Source organism: Ottowia flava, assembly GCF_008017535.1.
GTDB lineage: Bacteria > Pseudomonadota > Gammaproteobacteria > Burkholderiales > Burkholderiaceae_C > Ottowia > Ottowia flava.
Map to the genome: position 1 here is coordinate 66,942 of NZ_VRUA01000017.1, position 21,733 is coordinate 88,674.

General features: G+C 67.3%; 18 protein-coding genes. 12 read left to right on the plus strand and 6 right to left on the minus strand.

Features of this window, described 5'->3' with window-relative positions:
• The first annotated feature begins 117 nt into the window (after positions 1–117).
• The 8 genes from FVQ98_RS15405 (at position 118) to FVQ98_RS15440 (ending at position 9,298) form a co-directional block, all read left to right on the plus strand.
• Positions 118–1,815, plus strand: a complete 1,698-nt coding sequence (locus FVQ98_RS15405) for an acyl-CoA dehydrogenase family protein (RefSeq protein WP_147914342.1) — start codon at positions 118–120, stop codon at positions 1,813–1,815.
• A 2-nt stretch (positions 1,816–1,817) separates the two neighbouring features.
• The gene (locus FVQ98_RS15410) at positions 1,818–2,369 is read left to right on the plus strand and encodes a MarR family winged helix-turn-helix transcriptional regulator (RefSeq protein WP_147914343.1); all 552 of its coding nucleotides are present in this window, start codon (positions 1,818–1,820) and stop codon (positions 2,367–2,369) included.
• Positions 2,370–2,510: 141 nt separating this feature from the next.
• Entirely contained in the window at positions 2,511–2,819 is a 309-nt protein-coding gene (locus FVQ98_RS15415; protein ID WP_147914344.1) for a winged helix-turn-helix transcriptional regulator, read from the plus strand.
• A 145-nt stretch (positions 2,820–2,964) separates the two neighbouring features.
• Positions 2,965–3,306 carry an FKBP-type peptidyl-prolyl cis-trans isomerase gene (locus tag FVQ98_RS15420; protein WP_147914345.1) on the plus strand — a complete coding sequence of 114 codons (342 nt, stop codon included), beginning with the start codon at positions 2,965–2,967 and terminating at the stop codon, positions 3,304–3,306.
• Positions 3,307–3,561: 255 nt separating this feature from the next.
• Positions 3,562–4,143, plus strand: coding sequence for a nucleotide exchange factor GrpE (gene grpE, locus FVQ98_RS15425; protein ID WP_147914346.1), 582 nt, complete (start codon positions 3,562–3,564; stop codon positions 4,141–4,143).
• 102 nt (positions 4,144–4,245) lie between these two features.
• A complete protein-coding gene (gene dnaK / locus FVQ98_RS15430; RefSeq protein WP_147914347.1) occupies positions 4,246–6,180 on the plus strand; it encodes a molecular chaperone DnaK in 1,935 nt (644 codons plus the stop codon).
• 121 nt (positions 6,181–6,301) lie between these two features.
• Entirely contained in the window at positions 6,302–7,426 is a 1,125-nt protein-coding gene (gene dnaJ / locus FVQ98_RS15435; RefSeq protein ID WP_147914348.1) for a molecular chaperone DnaJ, read from the plus strand.
• Between the two features lie 150 nt (positions 7,427–7,576).
• Positions 7,577–9,298 carry a phosphoethanolamine transferase gene (locus FVQ98_RS15440; RefSeq protein ID WP_147914349.1) on the plus strand — a complete coding sequence of 574 codons (1,722 nt, stop codon included), beginning with the start codon at positions 7,577–7,579 and terminating at the stop codon, positions 9,296–9,298.
• Between the two features lie 299 nt (positions 9,299–9,597).
• Here the strand turns inward: FVQ98_RS15440 and FVQ98_RS15445 are convergent, their stop codons facing one another.
• Positions 9,598–10,044, minus strand: coding sequence for a hypothetical protein (locus FVQ98_RS15445; protein ID WP_147914350.1), 447 nt, complete (start codon positions 10,042–10,044; stop codon positions 9,598–9,600).
• Positions 10,045–10,157: 113 nt separating this feature from the next.
• The gene (locus FVQ98_RS15450; protein ID WP_147914351.1) at positions 10,158–10,649 is read right to left on the minus strand and encodes a flavodoxin family protein; all 492 of its coding nucleotides are present in this window, start codon (positions 10,647–10,649) and stop codon (positions 10,158–10,160) included.
• A 257-nt stretch (positions 10,650–10,906) separates the two neighbouring features.
• Here FVQ98_RS15450 and nirJ point away from each other — a divergent pair, with 257 nt between their 5' ends.
• From nirJ to FVQ98_RS15465, 3 genes are all read left to right on the plus strand, one after another.
• A complete protein-coding gene (gene nirJ / locus FVQ98_RS15455) occupies positions 10,907–12,163 on the plus strand; it encodes a heme d1 biosynthesis radical SAM protein NirJ (RefSeq protein ID WP_147914352.1) in 1,257 nt (418 codons plus the stop codon).
• A gap of 49 nt (positions 12,164–12,212) precedes the next feature.
• Entirely contained in the window at positions 12,213–13,826 is a 1,614-nt protein-coding gene (locus tag FVQ98_RS15460) for a cytochrome D1 domain-containing protein (protein ID WP_255507806.1), read from the plus strand.
• Positions 13,827–13,916: 90 nt separating this feature from the next.
• Positions 13,917–14,711, plus strand: a complete 795-nt coding sequence (locus FVQ98_RS15465; protein WP_147914354.1) for a crotonase/enoyl-CoA hydratase family protein — start codon at positions 13,917–13,919, stop codon at positions 14,709–14,711.
• 123 nt (positions 14,712–14,834) lie between these two features.
• Here FVQ98_RS15465 and FVQ98_RS15470 read toward each other — a convergent pair whose 3' ends face one another.
• The 4 genes from FVQ98_RS15470 to FVQ98_RS15485 form a co-directional block, all read right to left on the minus strand.
• Entirely contained in the window at positions 14,835–15,791 is a 957-nt protein-coding gene (locus FVQ98_RS15470; protein WP_147914355.1) for a S49 family peptidase, read from the minus strand.
• Between the two features lie 86 nt (positions 15,792–15,877).
• Positions 15,878–16,255 (minus strand): Rieske (2Fe-2S) protein, encoded by a 378-nt coding sequence (locus FVQ98_RS15475; RefSeq protein ID WP_147914356.1) that lies wholly within the window; start codon positions 16,253–16,255, stop codon positions 15,878–15,880.
• A 28-nt stretch (positions 16,256–16,283) separates the two neighbouring features.
• Positions 16,284–16,946 (minus strand): HAD-IA family hydrolase, encoded by a 663-nt coding sequence (locus tag FVQ98_RS15480; RefSeq protein ID WP_147914357.1) that lies wholly within the window; start codon positions 16,944–16,946, stop codon positions 16,284–16,286.
• Positions 16,943–17,935, minus strand: a complete 993-nt coding sequence (locus FVQ98_RS15485; RefSeq protein ID WP_370512969.1) for an RluA family pseudouridine synthase — start codon at positions 17,933–17,935, stop codon at positions 16,943–16,945. Before FVQ98_RS15485 ends, FVQ98_RS15480 begins: the two co-directional genes overlap by 4 nt.
• 619 nt (positions 17,936–18,554) lie before the next feature.
• Between FVQ98_RS15485 and FVQ98_RS15490 the strand changes: the two genes are divergently transcribed.
• A complete protein-coding gene (locus FVQ98_RS15490) occupies positions 18,555–21,410 on the plus strand; it encodes an Rne/Rng family ribonuclease (RefSeq protein ID WP_147914358.1) in 2,856 nt (951 codons plus the stop codon).
• Positions 21,411–21,733: the final 323 nt, after the last annotated feature.

Here is a 21,733-nt window from a genome sequence, read left to right on the forward strand (position 1 = left end):
CGCCCTGCTCCGGCCCGCCCTGTGCGGGCCGGCGCGCTTTCATGTTCAGAATTTCAAGAAAAATCTGGCTCTCGCGCTACATGGACCTGCGCAGCCAGCTACACTATCCATAGCATCATGCCCGACTACCTCGTTCCGGTCGAAGACCTTCAAGCCGTGCTGTTCGACGTGCTGCACGCGCCCGCGCAGCTGGCCGAGCTGCCCGCGCACGCCGACACCGACGAGGCGCTGATGCGCCAGATGCTGGACGAGATGGGCAAGTTCGTCAGCGGCCAGATCGCACCGCTGAACCGCATCGGCGATGAAGTGGGCGCGCAGTGGAAGGACGGCGCCGTGACCATGGCGCCCGGCTTTCGCGATGCCTACCAGGCCTTCTGGCAAGGCGGCTGGGCTGCGGTGTCGGCCGCGCCCGAAGACGGCGGCCAGGGCCTGCCCGCGGTGCTGGACGCCGCGCTGTACGAAAGCCTGTCCGCCGCCAACCACGGCTGGACCATGGCGCCCGGCCTGCTGCACGGCGCCTACGAGTGCCTGAAGCACCACGGCAGCGACGCGCTGAAAGCCGAATACCTGGAAAAGATCGCCACCGGCGAATGGCTGGCCACCATGTGCCTGACCGAACCGCACGCGGGCAGCGACCTGGGGCTGGCGAGCACCAAGGCCGTGCCGCAAGCCGATGGCAGCTACCTGATCAGCGGCACCAAGATCTTCATCAGCGGCGGCGAGCACGACCTGACGGACAACATCGTCCACCTCGTGCTGGCGCGCGAGCCGGGTGCGCCGGCCGGCCCCAAGGGCTTGTCGCTGTTTCTCGTGCCCAAGTTCTACGCCGATGGCAGCCGCTCGGCCGTGGCGTGCGAGCGCATCGAGGAAAAAATGGGCCTGCACGGCAGCCCAACTTGCGTGATGCGCTTCGACGAAGCCCGCGGCTGGATCGTCGGCGCGCCCGGCAAGGGCCTCAACGCGATGTTCGTGATGATGAACGCCGCCCGCCTGCACGTGGCGCTGCAAGGCGTCGGCCTGCTGTCGGCCGCCTGGCAAAAAGCGGATGCGTACGCGCACGAGCGCAAGCAGATGCGGGCGCCGGGCGCCAAAGACACCAGCCTGCTCATTGACCACCCGGCCATGCAGCGCACGCTGGCCACACAACGGGCCTGGCTGGATGCCGGGCGCGTGCTGGCCTACCAGACCGCGATCGAGCTGGACGTCGCCAAGCACCACCCTGACGCCGAGCGCCGCGCGCAGGCCGAGCGCTGGTGCGCGCTGACCACCCCGGTGCTCAAGTCGGCCTGCACGCACCAGGCCTTCCACGGCGGCAGCGACTGCCTGCAGGTCTTCGGCGGCCACGGCTACGTCAGCGAATGGGGCATCGAGCAGCACGTGCGCGACGCGCGCGTGGCCATGATCTACGAGGGCACGAACGAGATCCAGGCGATCGACCTGCTGGTGCGCAAGGTGCTGGCCGATGGCGGCACCGGTCTGGCCGCGCTGCTGGACCGCGTGCGCGCCGAAGCCGGCGAAGGCCCGCTCGGGCGCGAAGCCGTGCGCTGCGCCGACGCACTGCAGGCGTTGACGGCCCAAATCGTTCAAGCCAGCCAGGGCGACGCCACACTGCCCTACTGGGTCGCCGACGACTACCTGCGCGCCGCCGCGATCGCGCTGATGGCGTGGGCGGGCGCCCGCATCGAGGCCAGCCCGGCCGCCGCGCGCCCAGGCGCCCGCGCCGCGCTGGACGCGCTGGCGCACTGGGTGCTGCCCGAATTCGACATGCGCCAGACCATCATCCAACGGCGCTTGACCCCGGCGCAGGCGGCCTGACCATGGACCGACGAGCCCGAGACCGCGGCGCCCCTCGCCTTCGCGCGGTCGACACCGAGGTGGCGCGCCCGTCACCCCCCGCGGCCGATGCACTGCCGCCCGTTGACCCGGCGCCAACGGTCGACCAGGTCGACACCAGCTACCTGCAAACCCTGGTCGGCTACAACGCGCGCCGCGCCGCGCTGACGGTGATCGGCCTGTTCGTGCCGCGCATGGCCGAATACGGGCTGCGGCCGGTCGATTTCTCGATCCTGTCGGTGATCCGGCACAACCCGGGCATCACGTCCAAGCAGCTGTGCAGCGCCCTCAATCTGCTGCCGCCCAACCTGGTGGGCAAGATCGCTGCCATGGACAAGCGGGGCCTGCTGGTGCGCCACCCGCACCCGAGCGACGGGCGCGCGCTGGGCCTGCAACTGACCCCCGCGGGCCATGCGCTGATGCACGACGCCGAGCAGAGCGCGTTCGAGCTGGAACGCGAGGCCGCGGGCGCGCTGAGCGCGTCGGAGCGCCGTACGCTGCTCCGATTGTTGCAAAAAGTATACAGTTCCAACTGACCGTTCGCCCCTCACAGAGTCTGGTTTTTGTAGCGGCCAACCCACGATGGGCCGGCATAAGAAGCTATGAAACTGCTAGCGTGCTACAGATTTGCGATATAGTCGTTCCACGCAAATGCGCCACCTGAGGAGAAGCCTGAAATGAGTTCCAAAGAAAACGCCGCGACAGGCCAGTTGCTGGCACTGCTGGAAGCGCGCTACGCGATCCGCGTGCTGTGGGCCCTGCGCGACGGCCATCCCCAGACCTTCCGCCTGCTGCAAGACAGCGTCGGCGGCATCACCCCCAACACCCTGAACACCCGCCTGAAAGAGCTGCGCGCCGCCAACCTGGTGACGCACGGCTCCGACGGCTACAGCCTGACGGCCAGCGGCACCGACCTGATCAAGCGCCTGTCCGATCTGCAGGCCTTTGCCACCAAGTGGGTGGCGGCGCAAGCCAAGAAGAAGTAAGCCCCGCATGCCGGCACATCGGCAGAGCGCCAGGCACTCCCAAGGCACATGAGAGAAGCGGCGCGGGCCGCTTTTTTACCCTTCAAATCCGGCTTCTGCGCTACAACCATCTGCGCAGGCAGCTATCAAATCAGAAGCAAACGACATGAGCCAACTCCAGATCACCGACACCGTGCCGGGCACCGGCGCCGAGGCCAAGCCGGGCCAGAACGTCACCGTGCACTACACCGGCTGGCTCTACAACGACGGCCAGCAAGGCGCCAAGTTCGACTCCAGCCGCGACCGCAACGACCCGTTTGAATTCGCCCTGGGCGCCGGCATGGTGATCAAGGGCTGGGACCAGGGCGTGGCCGGCATGAAAGTCGGCGGCCAGCGCACCCTGATCATCCCGCCTGACATGGGCTATGGCGCCCGCGGCGCCGGTGGCGTGATTCCGCCCAACGCCACGCTGAAATTCGACGTCGAACTGCTCGGCGTCAGCGGCTGACACCCGCCCGCTTCGGCCAAGCCGACCAGCGCCGCCCCCGAGGCGGCGTTTTGCCTTGCAGGCTTCAGCTCCTCTCGACGGTGGTGCGGCGCAGCCGACTTGCCGTTTTTTCGGGCAAAACCGGCCCCTGGCGGTCCGAAATCTGCGTTTTTCGCTCTTTTTGAACCGCCAGCGCCCTTGAAACGGGTCAGCGCGCGCCCACATGAGCGGGTAATAAGCCCCCATCAAGAGACAACCCGCACCTCCACGCAGAGCATGTCCGACAAACCTTACCCCTTTTCAGCCGGCGCGCCCGGCACCGATTTCGACCCGCCGATGAGCCCTGAGGAACTGGAGGCGGCGGCCGCTGCCAACCAGGCCGATGCGTCCGCGGCACTGACCAACGCCCAGGCCGAACTGGACCAGCTCAAGGCCAAGACCGCCGAGTTGACCGACCAGGCCTTGCGCGCCCAGGCGGATGCCCAGAACGCCCGCCGCCGCGCCGACGAGGAAATCGCCAAGTCGCGCAAATTCGCGCTCGAAGGCTTCGCCGAAAGCCTGCTGCCCGTGCTGGACAGCCTGGAAGCGGCCCTGAACGTCGAAAACGCCACCGCCGAGCAGCTGCGCGAAGGCTCCGAAGCCACGCTGCGCCAACTGCTGAGCGCGCTGGAGCGCAACAAGGTGGTCGAGGTGAACCCCGCACCCGGCGCCCGCTTCGACCCCGCCACGCAGCAGGCCATCAGCATGGTGCCGGCCGCCCAGGAGCCCAACACCGTCGTGTCGGTGCTGCAAAAGGGCTACACCATCGCCGACCGCGTGCTGCGCCCGGCTCTGGTCACCGTGGCGGCGCCGCAATAAGTCACCCGCTGCATCGAATTCCTTCACTGGCCGCTTGAAAACCTTGCCGCCAGCCACAGCTTTCAGACAATTCAGCTTTAAGAAGCCTCTCGGAGAAGAAACATGGCAAAAATCATCGGTATTGACCTGGGCACCACCAACTCGTGCGTGGCCATCATGGAAGGCAACTCGACCAAGGTGATCGAGAACGCCGAAGGCGCGCGCACCACGCCATCCATCGTCGCCTACCAGGAAGACGGCGAAGTCCTCGTCGGCGCACCCGCCAAGCGCCAGGCCGTCACCAACCCCAAGAACACCATCTACGCCGTCAAGCGCCTGATCGGCCGCAAGTTCACCGATCCGGAAGTGCAAAAGGACATCCACCTGATGCCCTTCGAGATCATCAAGGCCGACAACGGTGACGCCTGGGTCGAAGTGCGCGGTCAGAAACTGGCACCGCCCCAGATCAGCGCCGAGATCCTGCGCAAGATGAAGAAAACCGCCGAGGACTACCTGGGCGAAGCCGTGACCGAAGCGGTCATCACCGTGCCGGCCTACTTCAACGACAGCCAGCGCCAGGCCACCAAGGACGCCGGCCGCATCGCCGGTCTGGACGTCAAGCGCATCATCAACGAACCCACCGCCGCGGCCCTGGCCTTTGGCCTGGACAAGGGCACCAAGGGCGACCGCAAGATCGCCGTCTACGACCTGGGCGGTGGCACGTTCGACGTGTCCATCATCGAAATTGCTGACGTCGACGGCGAGAAGCAGTTCGAAGTGCTGTCCACCAACGGCGACACCTTCCTGGGCGGCGAAGACTTCGACCAGCGCATCATCGAATACGTGATCGGCGAGTTCAAGAAGGACCAGGGCGTCGACCTGTCCAAGGACGTGCTGGCCCTGCAGCGCCTGAAGGAAGCCGCTGAAAAGGCCAAGATCGAGCTGTCCTCGGCCGCCTCGACCGACATCAACCTGCCCTACATCACGGCCGACGCCTCCGGTCCCAAGCACCTGAACATCAAGCTGACCCGCGCCAAGCTGGAAAGCCTGGTTGAAGAACTGGTGGCCCGCACCATCGCGCCCTGCAAGACCGCCATCAAGGACGCCGGTATCAGCGTGAGCGACATCAGCGACGTGATCCTGGTCGGTGGCCAGACGCGCATGCCTCTGGTGCAGGAAAAGGTGAAGGAATTCTTCGGCAAGGAGCCGCGCAAGGATGTCAACCCCGACGAAGCCGTGGCCGTCGGTGCCGCCATCCAGGGCCAGGTGCTCTCGGGCGACCGCAAGGACGTGCTGCTGCTGGACGTCACCCCCCTGTCTCTGGGCATCGAGACCATGGGCGGCGTGATGACGAAGATGATCACCAAGAACACGACCATCCCGACCAAGTTCGCGCAGACCTTCTCAACCGCCGAGGACAACCAGCCCGCCGTGACCATCAAGGTCTACCAGGGCGAGCGTGAATTGGCTTCGGGCAACAAGCTGCTGGGCGAATTCAACCTGGAAGGCATTCCGCCGGCCAGCCGCGGCATGCCACAGATCGAGGTGACCTTCGACATCGACGCCAACGGCATCCTGCACGTGTCGGCCAAGGACAAGGGCACGGGCAAGGAAAACAAGATCACCATCAAGGCCAACTCCGGCCTGTCCGAAGGCGAGATCGAGCAGATGGTCAAGGACGCGGAAGTCAACGCGGCCGAAGACAAGAAGAAGGTCGAACTGGTGCAGGCCCGCAACCAAGGCGATGCGCTGGTGCACAGCGTGCGCAAGACCGTCACTGAGCACGGCGACAAGCTGGACGCGGGTGAGAAGGACAAGATCGAAGCTGCGATCAAGGACCTGGAAGAAGCCATCAAGGGCGACGACAAGGCCGCGATCGAGAGCAAGACCGAAGCCCTGATGACCGCCAGCCAGAAGCTGGGCGAGAAGATGTACGCCGACGCGGGCGCCGCGGCTGGCGCTGCCCCCGGTGGCGACGCCGGCGCCCAGGCTTCCAGCGGTGCCGCGGCCGACGACAACGTGGTCGACGCCGAGGTCAAGGAAGTCAAGAAGGACTGATCCTCGGGCCCAGGTCGTTTCAGGGCGGCGTCGCGCACGTGGCGCGCCCCACATGCCGCGCAGGCTGTTCCCACCGGGAATCGACTGCGCGGCTTTTACTTGAGAAAAGTCGCATACCCCTATGGCCAAGCGTGATTACTACGAAGTGCTGGGCGTCCCCAAGAACGCGCAGGACGAGGAAATCAAGAAAGCCTATCGCAAGCTGGCGATGAAGTTCCACCCTGACCGCAATCAGGGCAACGCGCAGGAAGCCGAGCTGAAGTTCAAGGAGGCCAAGGAGGCCTATGAGATGCTCAGCGACCCGCAAAAGCGCGCCGCGTACGACCAGTACGGCCACGCCGGGGTCGACCCCAACATGCGCGGTGCAGAAGGCTTCGGCGGCTTTGCGGAGGCCTTTGGCGACATCTTCGGCGACATTTTCGGTGGTGGCGCACGCGGTGGCCGCGGCGGCCCGCAGATGTACCGCGGCGCGGACCTCAGCTATGCGATGGAGATCACGCTGGAAGAGGCAGCCAATGGCAAGGACGCGCAGATCCGCATCCCCAGCTGGGACGAATGCGACACCTGCCACGGCAGCGGCGCCAAGCCCGGCACCAGCGCCACCACCTGTGGCACCTGCCACGGCCAAGGTGTCGTGCAGATGCGCCAGGGCTTCTTCAGCGTGCAGCAGACCTGCCCGCACTGCCGCGGCACGGGCAAGCAGATCAAGGACCCGTGTTCCACCTGCCACGGCCAGGGCAAGATCAAGCAGCAGAAAACGCTGGAGGTGAAAATTCCTCCCGGCATCGACGACGGCATGCGCATCCGCAGCGTCGGCAATGGCGAGCCCGGCACCAACGGCGGCCCGCCGGGCGACCTGTTCATCGAGATCCGCCTGAAGAAGCACGACATCTTCGAGCGCGACGGCGACGACCTGCACTGCGTGGTGCCGATCGGCTTTGCCGCGGCGGCGCTGGGCGGCGAGATTGAAGTGCCCACGCTGGGCGGCAAGGCGGCCATCGACATCCCCGAAGGCACGCAGGCCGGCAAGCAGTTCCGCCTGCGCGGCAAGGGCATCAAGGGCGTGCGCTCGTCGTATCCGGGCGACCTGTACTGCCACGTCAGCCTGGAAACGCCGGTCAAGCTGACCGAGCACCAGAAGAAGCTGCTCAAAGAGTTTGACGAATCCCTGCGCAAGGGCGGCGCCAAGCATTCGCCCAGCACCGAAAGCTGGACCGACCGGCTGAAGAGTTTTTTCGGCGCCTGAGCGCCGGTCGCGCCGCCAAAGGCGCGCCAGTCTGACCCAGCGCCTGGCCTGCCCGCCAGGCGGCTTTTTTTCTGCACCTCTGGCCATGAGGCGGCGGCCCTCAAGCCGGCTTAAGGTCACGCTCAGACCGCGGCGCCACACTCCGGCCCCATGTTGGCCTCCGCTCTCACGTCCGCGCGCCCCCTCATTCGCTCGCGCGCTCGTCACACTGCCGCCGAACCGGCTCCGCGCCTGACCTCCCGGCCGCTCGTCTGGCTGTTGCTGGCAGCGCTGTGGATCGCCAGCGTCGGCAACCTTGCCCTCTGGCGCGCGCTGGCCGCCCTGCCCGAGTTGGCCAACGGGCGCGGTCTGGCGTTCGGGCTGGCGTTTGGCGTTGCGGTGACGGCCCTGGTGGTGATGCTTCTCAGCCTGTTCAACTGGCGCTGGACGCTCAAGCCCGCCATTGCGCTTTGCCTGCTGACAGCCGCCGGTGGTACCTATTTCATGCAGACCTACGGCGTGGTGATCGACCCCACCATGATGGTCAACGTGCTGCTGACCGACGGGCGCGAGGCGCGCGAACTGTTCAGCTGGCCCATGGTGGGCGCGCTGCTGGTGCTGGGCGTGCTGCCGGCGGCGATGCTGTGGCGGGCACGGCTGCGCTGGCCGGGCGGCTGGCACCAAGCGCGCACCAATGCTATTGTCTTCGTAGCTGCTTGCGCAGTACTGGCGTTGTCTGGAGGTCTTTTTTTTGAAGATCTCTCGTCTACCATGCGCAACCACAAGCAGGTGCGCTACCTGATCAACCCGGTCAACACGTTCTATTCGCTCGCCCGCGTCGGCCACCGGCCGGTGCAGCGCAACGGCGCCGCCGTGCTGCCCCTGGGCGAAGATGCCCGCCTGGCCGCGCTGGCGCCGGGCGCTCGCCCGCCCCTGGTGCTGATGGTGGTGGGAGAAACGGCCCGCGCCGATCACATCGGCCTGAACGGCTACGCCCGCGACACCACGCCCGAGCTGGCGCGCGCCGGCGTGGTCAGCCTGCGCAATGTGTGGTCTTGCGGCACCAACACCGCGGCTTCCGTGCCCTGCATGTTCTCCAACCTGGGCCGCGAGGCGTTTGGCGACCGCCAAGCCAACACTGAGGGCTTGGCCGACGTGCTGCAGCGCGCGGGCCTGGCCGTGCTGTGGCTCGACAACCAGGCCGGTGGCTGCAAGGGCGTGTGCGACCGCGTGCCCAAGGTCGGCTACCAGGCTCTGGCAGCGCCTGGCCTGTGCAGCGACGATGGCGAGTGCCTGGACGAGGTCATGCTGCGCGATCTGGACGCGCGCATCGCCCAGCTGCCGCCCGAGCGCCGCGCCCGGGGCGTGGTGGTCTTCATGCACCAGATGGGCAGCCACGGGCCCGCCTATTACAAGCGCAGCCCGGCCAAGTTCAAGCCGTTTCAACCGGAATGCGCCACCAACGCGCTGCAGCAGTGCGAGCATGCGCAGCTGTTGAACGCCTACGACAACACCATCCGCTACACCGACCACTTCCTGGCCAGCGCCATCGACTGGCTCAAGGGCCAGCAGAGCCAATGGGCGCCTGCCATGGTCTACGTATCCGACCACGGCGAATCGCTGGGCGAGAACAATCTGTACCTGCATGGTCTGCCCTACAGCATCGCGCCGGATGTGCAAAAGCGCGTGCCCTGGATCACCTGGCTGTCGCCCGCCTTCCAGCAGCAAAGCGGCATCACCAGCGCCTGCCTGGCGCGCCAGCAGGACGTCAAGCTGTCCCACGACAACTACTTCCACAGCACGCTCGGCCTGCTGGGCGTGCAGACCCAGGTGCTGGACCGCGCACACGACCTGTATGGGCGCTGCCGTCGAGCGCAAGCGCAGGCCGGCTGATGTCGTCCGACCAATCCGACACGCCTCGCCGGTAGAACGTCCGCGTCCCACGCGGCGTTGGCCCAGCAGAGCTGCGCCGCAGAGAGACAACAGCTTGCGCAAGGCCCATCGGAGGAAAAAAGCAAGCGGCTCGCCCGCAGGACGGTGTCATCCGCGGCGCCCATTAGCCTTGGACGATCTGGGCTTGCACGGCACGCGGTCAGCCAGCCCAACGGGTGCCATCAGGCCAACGCGCTCGGCACCCCGCCTGGCTCCGTGTCCGGGCGCCGGCTGGTCACCCCCCGCGGCGCGGCAGTGGCTCAGACCTTGGCGGCATACAAGGTGGCGACCTGCTGGCCGAAAGCCGCGCTCGCCTTGGATGGTTTCCTGTCGTCGTTGAATTCGGGCAGGCCGCCCACGGCGCGGGCGTGCTCCGCCAGGCAGCGGTATTCGAACTGGGCCACTTCCCCCATCACCTCCAGATCACTGGGATGGAGAGACGTCACGTCGCACGGAAATGGCACCACTGCCACGTACAAGGCCCGAGCCACGGACGCATAGTCAGGGTACAGACAGCGAACCCGGTCGGCGCCGCGGTGGCCCGTGCGGCCACGCACCGCGTTGTCGAACTGCCCAAGGCGCGCGCGCAGGCCACCGCGGGAAATCGTCATGCCGATGTAGGCGATCTGGCGGCACCACGTGAAGGGCGCGGACGGGTCGAACGCCTCGTCGGCCAGCGCGCACACGTACACCCCCGGGTGGCTCAAGCCCGCAATCGCCTCGCGCTGCGGCCATGCCTGCCACCCTGTAAACCTGTCCTCATACATAGTCCAACATTCCTCCTCCAACCGTCAGCCCTGCCCCTCGGGTGCCGCCGACGCTAAAAAATCCCCGCTTCCATGCCTGCGGCGAGACCTTCGCCCAGATCGGCACATTGCGCAAGGGCATTGGCCCCGATGGTCTTGGGCGCCAGGATCTGCTGGGGTGTTTGCGCGTGGGTGCAGACAATCAGGCTCGGTGCGATGCGGTTCAGGCGCCAACCGGTGGCGATGCGCTCCAACTGGCGCACGGCGTTGCTGCCGTCGCTGCCGGCACAGACCATGGCGGCGTAGGGGCGGCCGTTCAGCCGGTCGAGCACGGGGTAATAGCAACGGTCGAAGAAGTCCTTCATCACGCCGGACAGGGCAGCCAGGTTCTCAGGACAGACGAAGAGGTAGCCGTCAGCCGCCAGCAGGTCTTCCGGCCCGGCGTCGGGGGCGGCCTTCAGGTGCACGGTCACGCCGGCCTGCCCGCGCGCGGCCTGGGCGGCGGCTTCGGCCATCTGGCGGCTGCCGCCGGTGCGCGAGTGGTAGACGATGAGCAGGTGTTTCATGGCGGTGCGGCGGTCGCGCGACGGCGCAAGCGGATGCGCCCATTGTTGCGGATGCGCGGGGCCAGGGCGATGCCTGGAGACGCGCCGCAGGGCGACTCGTCGTGTGCAGGTTCGCGCACCGTTGAGGGGGCGAGCGCACCGATCGGTTCTTTTCGCCCCGCCGCGGCCACGCGAATTGACGCAAGTCATGGCCGCGCGACCGCCCCTGGCGAAGAATGGGCCATCCCACATTGACAGCCGCGCCCGCGGTGCCGCCCATGTTCCGAATCTCGCAGTTCATGCACGAATTGGCCCAGGCCGAGGCCACAGGCGTCTACCCTGCCCCGGCGCGCCGCACCGGCAAATCGCCCGGCAGCGCCACGCAGCCGCTGGGCCCGGTGGTGATCTGGAACCTGATCCGCCGCTGCAACCTGACCTGCAAGCACTGCTACGCCTTCAGCGCCGACCACGATTACCCCGGCGAATTGAGCACGCAGCAGGTGTTCGATGTGCTGGATGACTTGCAGGCGTTCAATGTGCGTGCGCTGATCCTGTCAGGCGGCGAGCCGTTGCTGCGGCCCGACCTGTTCGAGATCGCCGCGCGCGCCAAGGCCATGGGCTTCTACATCGGCCTGTCGACCAACGGCACCTTGATCGACGAACCGCTGGCCCAGCGCGTGCATGCCGCGGGCTTCGACTACGTGGGCATCAGCCTGGACGGCATTGGCGCCACGCACGACAAGTTCCGCCGGCTGGAAGGCGCTTTCGACCGCAGCCTGGCTGCCGTGCGCCACCTGCAGAAGCTGGGCACCAAGGTCGGCCTGCGCTTCACCATGACCGAACTCAACGCGTTCGACCTGCCCAACCTGCTGAACCTCATGCGCGACGAGCAGGTCGACAAGTTCTATTTCAGCCACCTCAACTACGCCGGGCGCGGCAACATCCACCGCGGCAAGGACGCGCACCACCTGGCCACGCGCGAGGCGCTCGACCTGCTGTACCAGACGGCCTGGGACGACGCCCGAAGCGGCGGCCAGCACGAGTACGTCACCGGCAACAACGACGCCGATGGCGCGTACCTGCTGCAATGGGTGCGCCAGCACCTGCCGCGCTGGGCCGATGACGTGCAGCAGCGCCTCGTCGCCTGGGGCGGCAACGCCAGCGGCGTGCACGTGGCCAACATCGACAACGTGGGCGACGTTCACCCCGACACCATGTGGTGGCACCACACGCTGGGCAACGTCAAGGCGCGCCCGTTTTCCGAGATCTGGATGGACCTGAGCGACCCGCTGATGGCCGGACTGAAGACGCGCCCGCGCCAGGTGCACGGGCGCTGCGGCGGCTGCCAATACCTGGCCATCTGCGGCGGCAACACCCGCGTGCGCGCCCAGCAGGTCACCGGCGACGCGTGGGCCGAAGACCCAGGCTGCTACCTGAGCGATGAAGAGATCGGCGTCGCTCCGGGCGACGCGCGCGTGGTCACCACCGCCTACCGCGGCCGCAAGGTGATCGAGCTGGTCCCCAGCGATTCTTAAGAGAAATAGGCCTGCAGCCCTACAACCACCTGCGCAGGCAGCTACGCTAATGATAGCAAATAAAACCCTGAATGGTCTCCTGCGTGCCGGGCTTGCGGCCACCGCCATCAGCCTGATGGCCAGCGCCTGGGCCCAGGCACCCGCATCGCTTGGCGCAGCGCCCCAGCGCACGGTCACCCAGCTATATCAGCAGCATTGCGCCGCCTGCCACGGCGAGCAGCGCCTGGGCGGCATGGGCCCGGCCCTGCTGCCGGAAAGCCTGGCGCGGCTGAAGAAGCCCGAGGCGCTGGCCGTGATCCGCGACGGCCGGCCGGCCACGCAGATGGCGGGCTTCGGCGCGCAGCTGTCCGAGGCCGAGCTGAAGGCGCTGGGCGAATGGATCTACACCCCGGTCAGCCCCGCGCCGCGCTGGGCCGACGCCGATATCCGCACCAGCCGCGTCGAAACCGCGGGCTGGAAAGACTGGCCGGCCAAGCCGCAGTGGCGCGCCGACCCGATGAACCTGTTCATCGTGGTCGAAGGGGGCGACCACCACGTGTCGCTGCTGGACGGTGACAAGTTTGAGGTGATCCACCGCTTCCCCAGCCGCTTCGCCCTGCACGGCGGACCCAAGTTCACGCCGGACGGGCGCTATGTGTTCTTCGGCTCGCGCGACGGCTGGATCACCAAATTCGACCTGTGGAACCTGAAGACCGTGGCCGAGGTGCGCGCCGGCATCAACATGCGCAACATCGCCGTCAGCGGCGATGGCCAATGGGTGATGGCGGCCAACTACCTGCCGCACACGCTGGCGCTGTTCGACGCCGACCTGAACCTGGTCAAGACCTACGAGGCGCGCACGCAGGACGGCGCCCGCACGTCGCGCGTGTCCGCCGTGTACGACGCCGAGCCGCGCAAGAGCTTCGTCATCGCGCTGAAGGACATCGCCGAGATCTGGGAGATCAGCTACGACCGCCAGGCCCCGCCGATCTACGACGGCTTCGTGCACGACTACAAGATGGCCGAAGGCCTGCCCAAGGACGGTTTTCTGGGCGTGCGCCGCACCCCGCTGGCCGAGCCGCTGGACGACTTCTTCTTCAGCCCCAACTACGCCTACGCGCTGGGTGCGTCGCGCCCGCACGACGACGGATCGCCCAGCGGCCAGGTCGTCAACCTCGACGCGCGCCGCAAAATCGCCACGCTGCCCATCGCCGGCATGCCGCACCTGGGCTCGGGCATCACCTTCGACCATGGCGGGCGCCGCGTGATGGCCAGCCCCAACCTGAAGGACGGGCGCATCAGCGTGATCGACATGCAGACCTGGCAGCTGGTCAAGGACATCGAGACGCCGGGCCCGGGCTTCTTCATGCGCAGCCACGAAGCCACGCCCTACGCCTGGGTCGATTCGATGATGAGCCCCAAAGCCAAGGACACCCTCACCATCCTCGACAAACGCACGCTAGCCCCGGTCGCCCAGGTGCGCGAGCCCGGCAAGACGCTGGCGCACATCGAATTCACGAAGGATGGCCGCTACGCCTTGGCCAGCGTGTGGGAAAACGACGGCGCCCTGGTCGTCTACGACGCGTCCACGTTCAAGGAAGTCAAGCGGCTGCCGATGAAAAAGCCCGTGGGCAAGTACAACGTGTTCAACAAGATCACGCGATCGGAAGGCACGTCGCATTAGAGGGCAGCCCACTGCGCCGATCAGCGTATTTGATCCGCCGGGAATTTTTTCCTAGCATGCCCTGTCTCCCAACACACTCCAGGAGCTGGCATGGCCGATGTTCTGTTCGACACCGATGGGCCGGTGTGCCTGATCACCCTCAACCGCCCCGACAAGCGCAACGCCGTGCACGGGCCGATGGCGCGCGAGCTGCGCGACGCCTTCCTTCGCTTTGAAGCCGACGACGCGCTGCGTGTGGCGGTGATGTCCGGGGCAGGCGGCCATTTCTGCGCGGGCGCCGACCTCGCCGCCGTGGGCGACCCGGCGCTGCGCAACGAGCTCGATCCGGAAGGCGGCGGCGCGGGTCCGATGGGGCCATCACGCCTGGCGCTCAGCAAGCCCTTGATCGCTGCCGTCAACGGCTACGCGGTGGCGGGCGGGCTGGAGCTGGCGCTACTGGCCGACTTGCGCGTAGCCGATGAAGACGCCACCTTCGGCGTGTTCTGCCGGCGCTGGGGCGTGCCCTTGATCGACGGTGGCACGGTGCGCCTGCCGCGCCTCGTGGGCATGGGCCGCGCGCTGGACATGATCCTGACCGGGCGCCCCGTGGGCGCCGCCGAGGCGCACGCGATGGGCCTCGTCAACCGCGTCACCGCACCGGGTAGCGCCCTGGCCGCCGCGGTCGAGCTGGCCCACCAGATCGCCGGCTTTCCGCAGCAATGCCTGCTGACCGACCGCGCTTCTGCCTACGCCCAATGGAGCTTGCCGCTGGCCGACGCACTGCGCCAGGAGGGCGCGCGCGGCACGCCCATGGTCGCCGCGGAAGGCGCAGCAGGTGCGGCCCGCTTCACGCAGGGCGCGGGGCGCCATGGGCAATTTGGCGGCAGCGGCCAGGGCGTCGCCTGACCTGCCGGGGGTCGCGCCCCAGCGGCACGACCGAGACGCGACAGCACTCCGACCTGACGCGTCACTCGAACCTGCACAGTTCCCCGCCTGCGCATTACCCGGGCTGACCGCCCGCGCATGCCGTCAGCGCAGCGCCGGGGCCGCGCGCAGCGCGCCCACCGCACCGCCGCCCATGGCCGCGCCGAAGCGCTTGGCAAAGCGCTCGGCGATGTTTTCCTTGTTGGTGTAGTCGACCAGCTTCTCGGCCTTGACCACGTCGCGCGCCACGCCGTCCAGGCTGCCCAGTTCATCGGCCAGGCCCAACTGGATCGCCTGCTCGCCCGTCCAGAACAGGCCGCTGAACATATCGGGCGTTTCCTTCAGGCGGTCGCCGCGGCCTTTTTTGACCACGCCGATGAACTGCTGGTGGATCTGGTTCAGCATGGTCTGTGCGTGCTGCTTCTGCGCGTCGGATTGCGGGCTGAACGGGTCGAGGAAGCCCTTGTTGTCGCCGGCCGTCAGCAGGCGGCGCTCGATGCCCAGCTTTTCCATGGTGCCGACGAAGCCGAAGCCGTCCATCAGCACGCCGATGCTGCCAACGATACTGGCCTTGTCCACGTAAATCTTGTCGGCGGCCGACGCGATGTAGTACGCAGCCGAGGCGCAGGTTTCTTCCACCACGGCGTAGATCGGTTTCTTGTGCAGCGCGCGCAGGCGGCGGATCTCGTCGTTGATCAGGCCCGCCTGCACGGGGCTGCCGCCGGGCGAGTTGATCAGGATCACCAGCGCCTTGGAGCCATCGTCTTCCAGCGCGCTGCGCAGCGCCGGCAGCACGTACTCGGCGCTGGCCTCGCCGGAATCGGAGATCTCGCCCTTGATGGTGACCATCGCGGTGTGCGGCAACGCGGCCTTGGTCCCGGGCAGGTTGTCGGCCACCAGGAACCAGATCAGCGCCGCGAACAGCGCCATCCACACCAGGCTGCGGAAGACGCGCCAGCGGCGCGCGGCGCGGCGTTCGCGCACGTCTGCCAGCAGCAGTTTTTCGATCGCCTCGCGCTCCCAATGCAAGGTCTTGGCGTCCAGGGTCACTTCATTTTCCATAGCTGTTTGCGCAGATTGGGTAAGGGCCAGAGCCCGCTATTGTTCCAGAAGGGCACATCGCTGCCGCGGGCGCCCGGTTTCAGAATTCAGAATTCAAGTGGCCTGAGCAGGTAACTGGTGTGCCACTGCACCACACCGCCCTGCTCGGTCAGCTCGACCTTGATCAAGCCGCCGCGGCACGGGCCGCCCGCGCATTCGCCGGTGTCCGGTGTGTAGGCGGCGCCATGCGACGCGCACAGCAGCCATTGGCCGCTGTCATCGAAGAAGCGGCCTTCCTGGTAGTCCATCTCCATGGCCACGTGGGTGCAGCGGTTCAGGTAGGCGTGGACCCGCCCTTCATAGCGAATGGCAAAGGCGCGTAGGGTCTGCCCGCCGTACACCACATCGAACGCCACGGCCACGCCGCCGTCGACCAGATCGGTCGAATTGCAGAGTGGAATCAGCTCAATATCGTTGGTGGACATGCGCAAACAGCTGCGAATACGATAGCAATCAGGCGTGCGCGTCCAGCCACTGGCGCAGCTCAGGCACCGAATGCAGCACGGCGCGCGGGCCCAGCGCGTCGAATTCGGCGGGCTCGTGCGCGCCGTAGCTCACGCCCAGACTGGCACAGCCGGCGTTGCGCGCCATCAGCAGGTCGTGCGTGGTGTCGCCGACCATCAGCGTGCGTTCGGGCTCGGCGCCGAATTCGCGCATCAGCTCGTGCAGCATGCGCGGGTCGGGCTTGCCAGCGGTTTCATCCGCGGTGCGCGAGCCGTCGAACACGCCGTGCAGGTCGCGCGTGGCCAGCACGTTGTTCAGCCCGCGGCGGCTCTTGCCGGTGGCCACGGTCAGCCAATGGTGGCGCGCCTTCAGGTCGGCCAGCATGGGCAGCACGCCGTCAAACAAGCTGATGTCGTCCTGGTGCGCCAGGTAATGGTGGCGGTAGCGCTCACCCAGCAGCGGGTACTTGTCTTCCGGCACATCCGGGGCCGCGTGGGCCAGCGCCGGCATCAGCGCCATGCCGATCACGTAGGACGCCGCTTCGCGCGTGGGCCGCGCGCCACCGACGTCGACCACTGCGTCCTGGATGCAGCGGGTGATGAGGCCGGTGGAGTCGAACAGCGTGCCGTCCCAGTCGAAGCAGATCAGGTCGAATTGGCGCGGACGGGTCATTCAGGGGTCAGGAAGGCTTGCAGATCGGGTGGCAGCGGCGCGTGCAGCTCGACGCGCTCGCCGTTGGCAGGGTGCGTGAACTGTAACCGCCATGCATGGAGAAACATGCGTTTGAGGCCCCGCTTGTGCAAGGCTTTGTTGCGGTCGAAATCGCCGTATTTCTCGTCGCCCGCAATCGAATGGCCCTGGCTCGCCAGGTGCACGCGGATCTGGTGCGTTCGCCCCGTTTTGATGGTCACTTCCAACAGCGTGAAGCCCGGCAGGCGCTCGCGCACCTTGACCAGGGTGATGGCGCGCATACCGTCCGGGTCGTCCTTGCCCACCACTTTGACGCGCCGCTCGCCCTCGCCCACGCCGCCCGGCACCAAATACTTGTGCAAGGGCGCGTCGATCACCTTCAGCTTGTCCGGCCAGTCGCCCAGCACCAGCGCCAGGTAGGTCTTGCCGGTTTCACGCTCGCGGAACTGGTCCTGCAGGTGTTTGAGCGCGCTGCGCTTCTTGGCGACCAGCAGGATGCCGCTGGTTTCGCGGTCGAGCCGGTGCACCAACTCCAGCGTCTTGGCCATGGGGCGGGCGCGGCGCAGTTGCTCGATCACGCCAAAGCTGACGCCCGAGCCGCCGTGCACCGCCACGCCAGCGGGCTTGTCGATGGCCAGCACGTGCTCGTCTTCCAGCAGCACCGGGAATTCGCGCGCCGGGGCGGCCTGCGGGCCGTCCGTCGGCTTGGCTTCGGCCACGCGCACCGGCGGGACCCGCACCACGTCGCCGGGCGCGACGCGGGCGTCGGCGCTGGCGCGGCCCTTGTTGATGCGCACTTCACCACTGCGGATGATGCGGTAGACGTGGGTCTTGGGCACGCCCTTTAGGTGGCGCAGCAGGTAGTTGTCCAGGCGCTGGCCGGCCGATTCTTCGTCCACCGTCAGCCAGCGCACCGCGGGTTTGCCCAGGGTCACGGAGCTGGGCGGATTGGCACTTATAATGCGATTCACTGGCAACCGGCCGTAAGTGGTTGAATTTGAAATGGAAGTTGCTTGCCCAAGCGCGCAAGTGTAATTCCACCCCTTGCGAAGTCGGCGCCAGTAATGGTCGATGCCGGGCCTGCACAAGAAAGCGCCCTGCCCTCCGCGCCCCTTTTGGGCCCGGGCAGCCACGCACGAAAAGCGCAGGTCGGGTCGACGCGATGAAACCCTGATTGACGGAATACCCAAAGTCGGCAGGTTGGCCCGCACTGCGCGTGGTGAACCTGCCGATCGGATCGAAGCGAGAAACCCGGTGCTGATGGCGATGCTGACAATGCTCCAACGCTGGCTGCGGCCTGCGTTTGTGGATGCATTTTCGGCCCTGAGCCGCACCACACCTGCGCAAGCAGCTACTCAATTTGTAGCGTGTACGCGGGTTTTGCCACCGGACCCCCTCGCCCCCTTCCACGCGCCCCCGCCTGACTTCGGCCGCTGAAGCTTCGGTTTCAGCAGCCCGGATCGCCCTGCGTCCCGCACCGGCATCCGCCCGTCTCGCGCCACGGCAGTTCCTTCGTCTCGTCGCGCCGCCTCCGGCATCTCAGGCCCCGCTTGACGGGGTCGTGTGAGATAGACAGAAGGAAAACGCATCATGAAACGGATGCTGATCAACGCCACGCAGGCTGAAGAGCGCCGCCTGGCGATCGTCGATGGACAGAAGCTCCTCGACTACGAAATCGAAATCGAAGGGCGCGAACAGCGCAAGGGCAACATCTACAAGGCCGTCGTGACACGGGTCGAGCCCTCGCTCGAAGCCTGCTTCGTCGACTACGGCGAAGACCGCCACGGCTTCCTGCCGTTCAAGGAAATCTCGCGCCAGTACTTCGCTGAAGGCGTGTCCGTCAGCCAGGCGCGCATCAACGACGTGATCAAGGAAGGCCAGGAACTGCTGGTCCAGGTCGAAAAGGAAGAGCGCGGCAACAAGGGCGCCGCCCTGACCACCTTCGTCAGCCTGGCCGGCCGCTACGTCGTGCTGATGCCCAACAACCCGCGCGGCGGTGGCGTTAGCCGCCGCATCGAGGGTGAGGACCGCGCCGAGCTGAAAGAGGCGATGGACCAGCTCGAATACCCGAAGGGCATGTCCATCATCGCGCGCACCGCCGGCATCGGCCGCACCGCGCCCGAGCTGCAGTGGGACCTGAACTACCTGCTGAAACTGTGGGACGCCATCGCCGGCGCCGCCAAGGGTGCCAAGGGCGCCTTCCTGATCTACCAGGAAAGCAACCTGGTGATCCGCGCCATCCGCGACTACTTCAACTCGGACATCGGTGACATCCTGATCGACACGGACGACGTGTACGAGCAGGCGCACCAGTTCATGAGCCACGTGATGCCCGAGCAGGCGCACCGCGTGAAGCGCTACCGCGACAACGCGCCGCTGTTCTCGCGCTTCCAGATCGAACACCAGATCGAGTCGGCCTACAGCCGCACCGTGACGTTGCCTTCGGGCGGCGCCATCGTGATCGACCACGCCGAAGCGCTGGTGGCGGTGGACGTCAACTCGGCGCGCGCCATCAAGGGCGGCGACATTGAAGAGACCGCCACCCGCACCAACCTGGAAGCCGCCGACGAAGTGGCGCGCCAGATGCGCCTGCGCGACCTGGGCGGCCTGATCGTGATCGACTTCATCGATATGGAAGAGGCCAAGAACCGCCGCGAGGTGGAAAACCGCCTGCGCGACGCGCTGCGCCAGGACCGTGCGCGCGTGCAGTTCGGCTCCATCAGCAAGTTCGGCCTGCTGGAGATGAGCCGCCAGCGCCTGAAGCCTGCGCTGTCGGAAGGCGCCTCCATCCCCTGCCCGCGCTGCGGCGGCTCCGGCCACGTGCGCGACACCGAGTCGTCGGCCCTGCAGATCCTGCGCATCATTCAAGAAGAATGCATGAAGGACAACACCGCCGCCGTCAACGTGCAGGTGCCGGTGGAAGTGGCCAGCTTCCTGCTGAACGAAAAGCGCCCCGAGATCGCCAAGATCGAGCTCAAGCAGCGCGTCAACGTCACCATGGTGCCCAACAAGACGCTGGAGACGCCGCACTACAAGCTCGAACGCCTCAAGCACGACGACCCGCGTCTGGACGATCTGGATTCCAGCTACAAGCTGGCCGAAGAGTTCGAAGACCCGACCACCGTCACGCGGCGCAGCCAGGAGCCGACCAACCGGCAGCAGCCCGTGATCAAGGGCGTGCTGCGCGACGAGCCGGCACCGCAGCCGGTGGTGCGACCCGAGCCGGTCAAGGCGCCCGTTGCCGCGCCGACGCCCGTGGTGGCGGCGCCTGTGGCCCCGCCGCCAGCGGGCCTGATGGGTTGGCTCAAAGGCCTATTCGGCGTGGCATCGCCACCGCCGCCCGTGGTCACCACCCCGGCCCCGGCACCACAACCGGCGGCCTCGACGGACAAATCCGACGCCCGCAGCGGTGAGCGCCGCGGTGGCCGCGGCGGACGCGGACGCGGCGGCGAAGGCCGCAGCGGCGAAGAGCGCGGTGCGCGCGGTGAAGGCCGTCGCAATGAAGCCCGTCCCGATGGCAGCGAAGGCCGCTCTGGCCATGGCCGAGATGGCGGCCGCCGCGGCGGCGAGCGTGGCGATCGTCCGCGCCGCGACGCGCAGCAGCCGGTGGTCAACGGCGACGAGCTGAACCCGAAGGTCCAGAACGGCCATGAGGCCGACGCAGCCACCGAAGCGGCACCGGCACGTGCGCCGCGCGGCGAGCGGGGTGAGCGTGGCGAAGGCCGCCGCGGTCGCGGCGAAGGCCGCCGTGAGCGCCCTGCCCAGGACGCAGCGGCTGAAGTCGCTGGCGTGAACGGCCAGGACGCCACACCCGACACGCTCAATGGCGAGCGCGAAGCGCAGTCCGGCGAACGCCGCGAGCGTCGCCCGCGCGAGCGCAACGGCCGCGAGCGCCGCGAACGCACCGCCGACGTGGCGGCCGAAGCCAGCGCCGAGCCGATGGACATGGCCGCGCCGGCGGTGGCACCCGTCGCCGCATCGAATGAGCCCGCGCCGCGCTCTTACTTCGCACGCGCTGGCGACATCCCGGAAGCACCGGTCGCTCCCATGGCTGAGGCGACGCCGCCGGCACCTGTGCCGACGCCCGCCCCAGTGGCCGAGCCCGCTGCGCTGGCCGTTACAACCGTGGCAGCTGGACCGGTGCCTGCCCCCGCAACCGCGGTGGTGAGCTTGGGCATGCCCAAGGTCCAAACGTTCACGCTGCCTTCAGACCAGCTGGCGCAAATCGCAAGCGGCGCCGGCTTGCAGTGGGTGAACTCCGACGCCGACAAGGTCGCCGCGGTGCAAGCCGCCATCGCCGCCGAGCCGCGCCCGATCCATGTGCCACGCGAGCGCCCGCCGCTGGTTGAGTTGGACGACGGCCCGCTGGTGCTGGTGGAAACGCGCAAGGACCTGCAGACCGTGACGCTGGCGTTTGAGCGCCCGGCCGAAGGCGCGCCGCACTGAGCGCGGGCTGAGCCCAGTAAGCAAAACGCCGCCTTCGGGCGGCGTTTTCTTTGCGGGCACGGTTTTTGAGCCAAATCGGGCTGCAGCGCTAGCTGGATCTGCGCAAGCAGCTCCTCAATTTGTAGCATTCTGACCACGCCGCCGCGCCGACGCCTGCCGCGCGGTGCGCGCCGTGCGCACGAATCGGTCATCTGCCCGGTTACGCGGCCGGCGCAGATGTCACACCTCTACACAACTTCACGAAAAACCGTTAGGGATGGTGTTCAAAACACGATTGAAGCCAGCCGATAGCGGGCGGCTTGCCACGACATGAAGCAGCGCGG

Bases quoted from the DNA above. Each gene is read 5' to 3' on its own strand.
- FVQ98_RS15405 (WP_147914342.1), top strand. From the start codon at position 118: ATGCCCGACTACCTCGTTCCGGTCGAAGACCTTCAAGCCGTGCTGTTC.
- FVQ98_RS15410 (WP_147914343.1), top strand. From the start codon at position 1,818: ATGGACCGACGAGCCCGAGACCGCGGCGCCCCTCGCCTTCGCGCGGTC.
- FVQ98_RS15415 (WP_147914344.1), top strand. From the start codon at position 2,511: ATGAGTTCCAAAGAAAACGCCGCGACAGGCCAGTTGCTGGCACTGCTG.
- FVQ98_RS15420 (WP_147914345.1), top strand. From the start codon at position 2,965: ATGAGCCAACTCCAGATCACCGACACCGTGCCGGGCACCGGCGCCGAG.
- grpE (WP_147914346.1), top strand. From the start codon at position 3,562: ATGTCCGACAAACCTTACCCCTTTTCAGCCGGCGCGCCCGGCACCGAT.
- dnaK (WP_147914347.1), top strand. From the start codon at position 4,246: ATGGCAAAAATCATCGGTATTGACCTGGGCACCACCAACTCGTGCGTG.
- dnaJ (WP_147914348.1), top strand. From the start codon at position 6,302: ATGGCCAAGCGTGATTACTACGAAGTGCTGGGCGTCCCCAAGAACGCG.
- FVQ98_RS15440 (WP_147914349.1), top strand. From the start codon at position 7,577: ATGTTGGCCTCCGCTCTCACGTCCGCGCGCCCCCTCATTCGCTCGCGC.
- FVQ98_RS15450 (WP_147914351.1), bottom strand. From the start codon at position 10,649: ATGAAACACCTGCTCATCGTCTACCACTCGCGCACCGGCGGCAGCCGC.
- nirJ (WP_147914352.1), top strand. From the start codon at position 10,907: ATGTTCCGAATCTCGCAGTTCATGCACGAATTGGCCCAGGCCGAGGCC.
- FVQ98_RS15460 (WP_255507806.1), top strand. From the start codon at position 12,213: ATGATAGCAAATAAAACCCTGAATGGTCTCCTGCGTGCCGGGCTTGCG.
- FVQ98_RS15465 (WP_147914354.1), top strand. From the start codon at position 13,917: ATGGCCGATGTTCTGTTCGACACCGATGGGCCGGTGTGCCTGATCACC.
- FVQ98_RS15470 (WP_147914355.1), bottom strand. From the start codon at position 15,791: ATGGAAAATGAAGTGACCCTGGACGCCAAGACCTTGCATTGGGAGCGC.
- FVQ98_RS15475 (WP_147914356.1), bottom strand. From the start codon at position 16,255: ATGTCCACCAACGATATTGAGCTGATTCCACTCTGCAATTCGACCGAT.
- FVQ98_RS15480 (WP_147914357.1), bottom strand. From the start codon at position 16,946: ATGACCCGTCCGCGCCAATTCGACCTGATCTGCTTCGACTGGGACGGC.
- FVQ98_RS15490 (WP_147914358.1), top strand. From the start codon at position 18,555: ATGAAACGGATGCTGATCAACGCCACGCAGGCTGAAGAGCGCCGCCTG.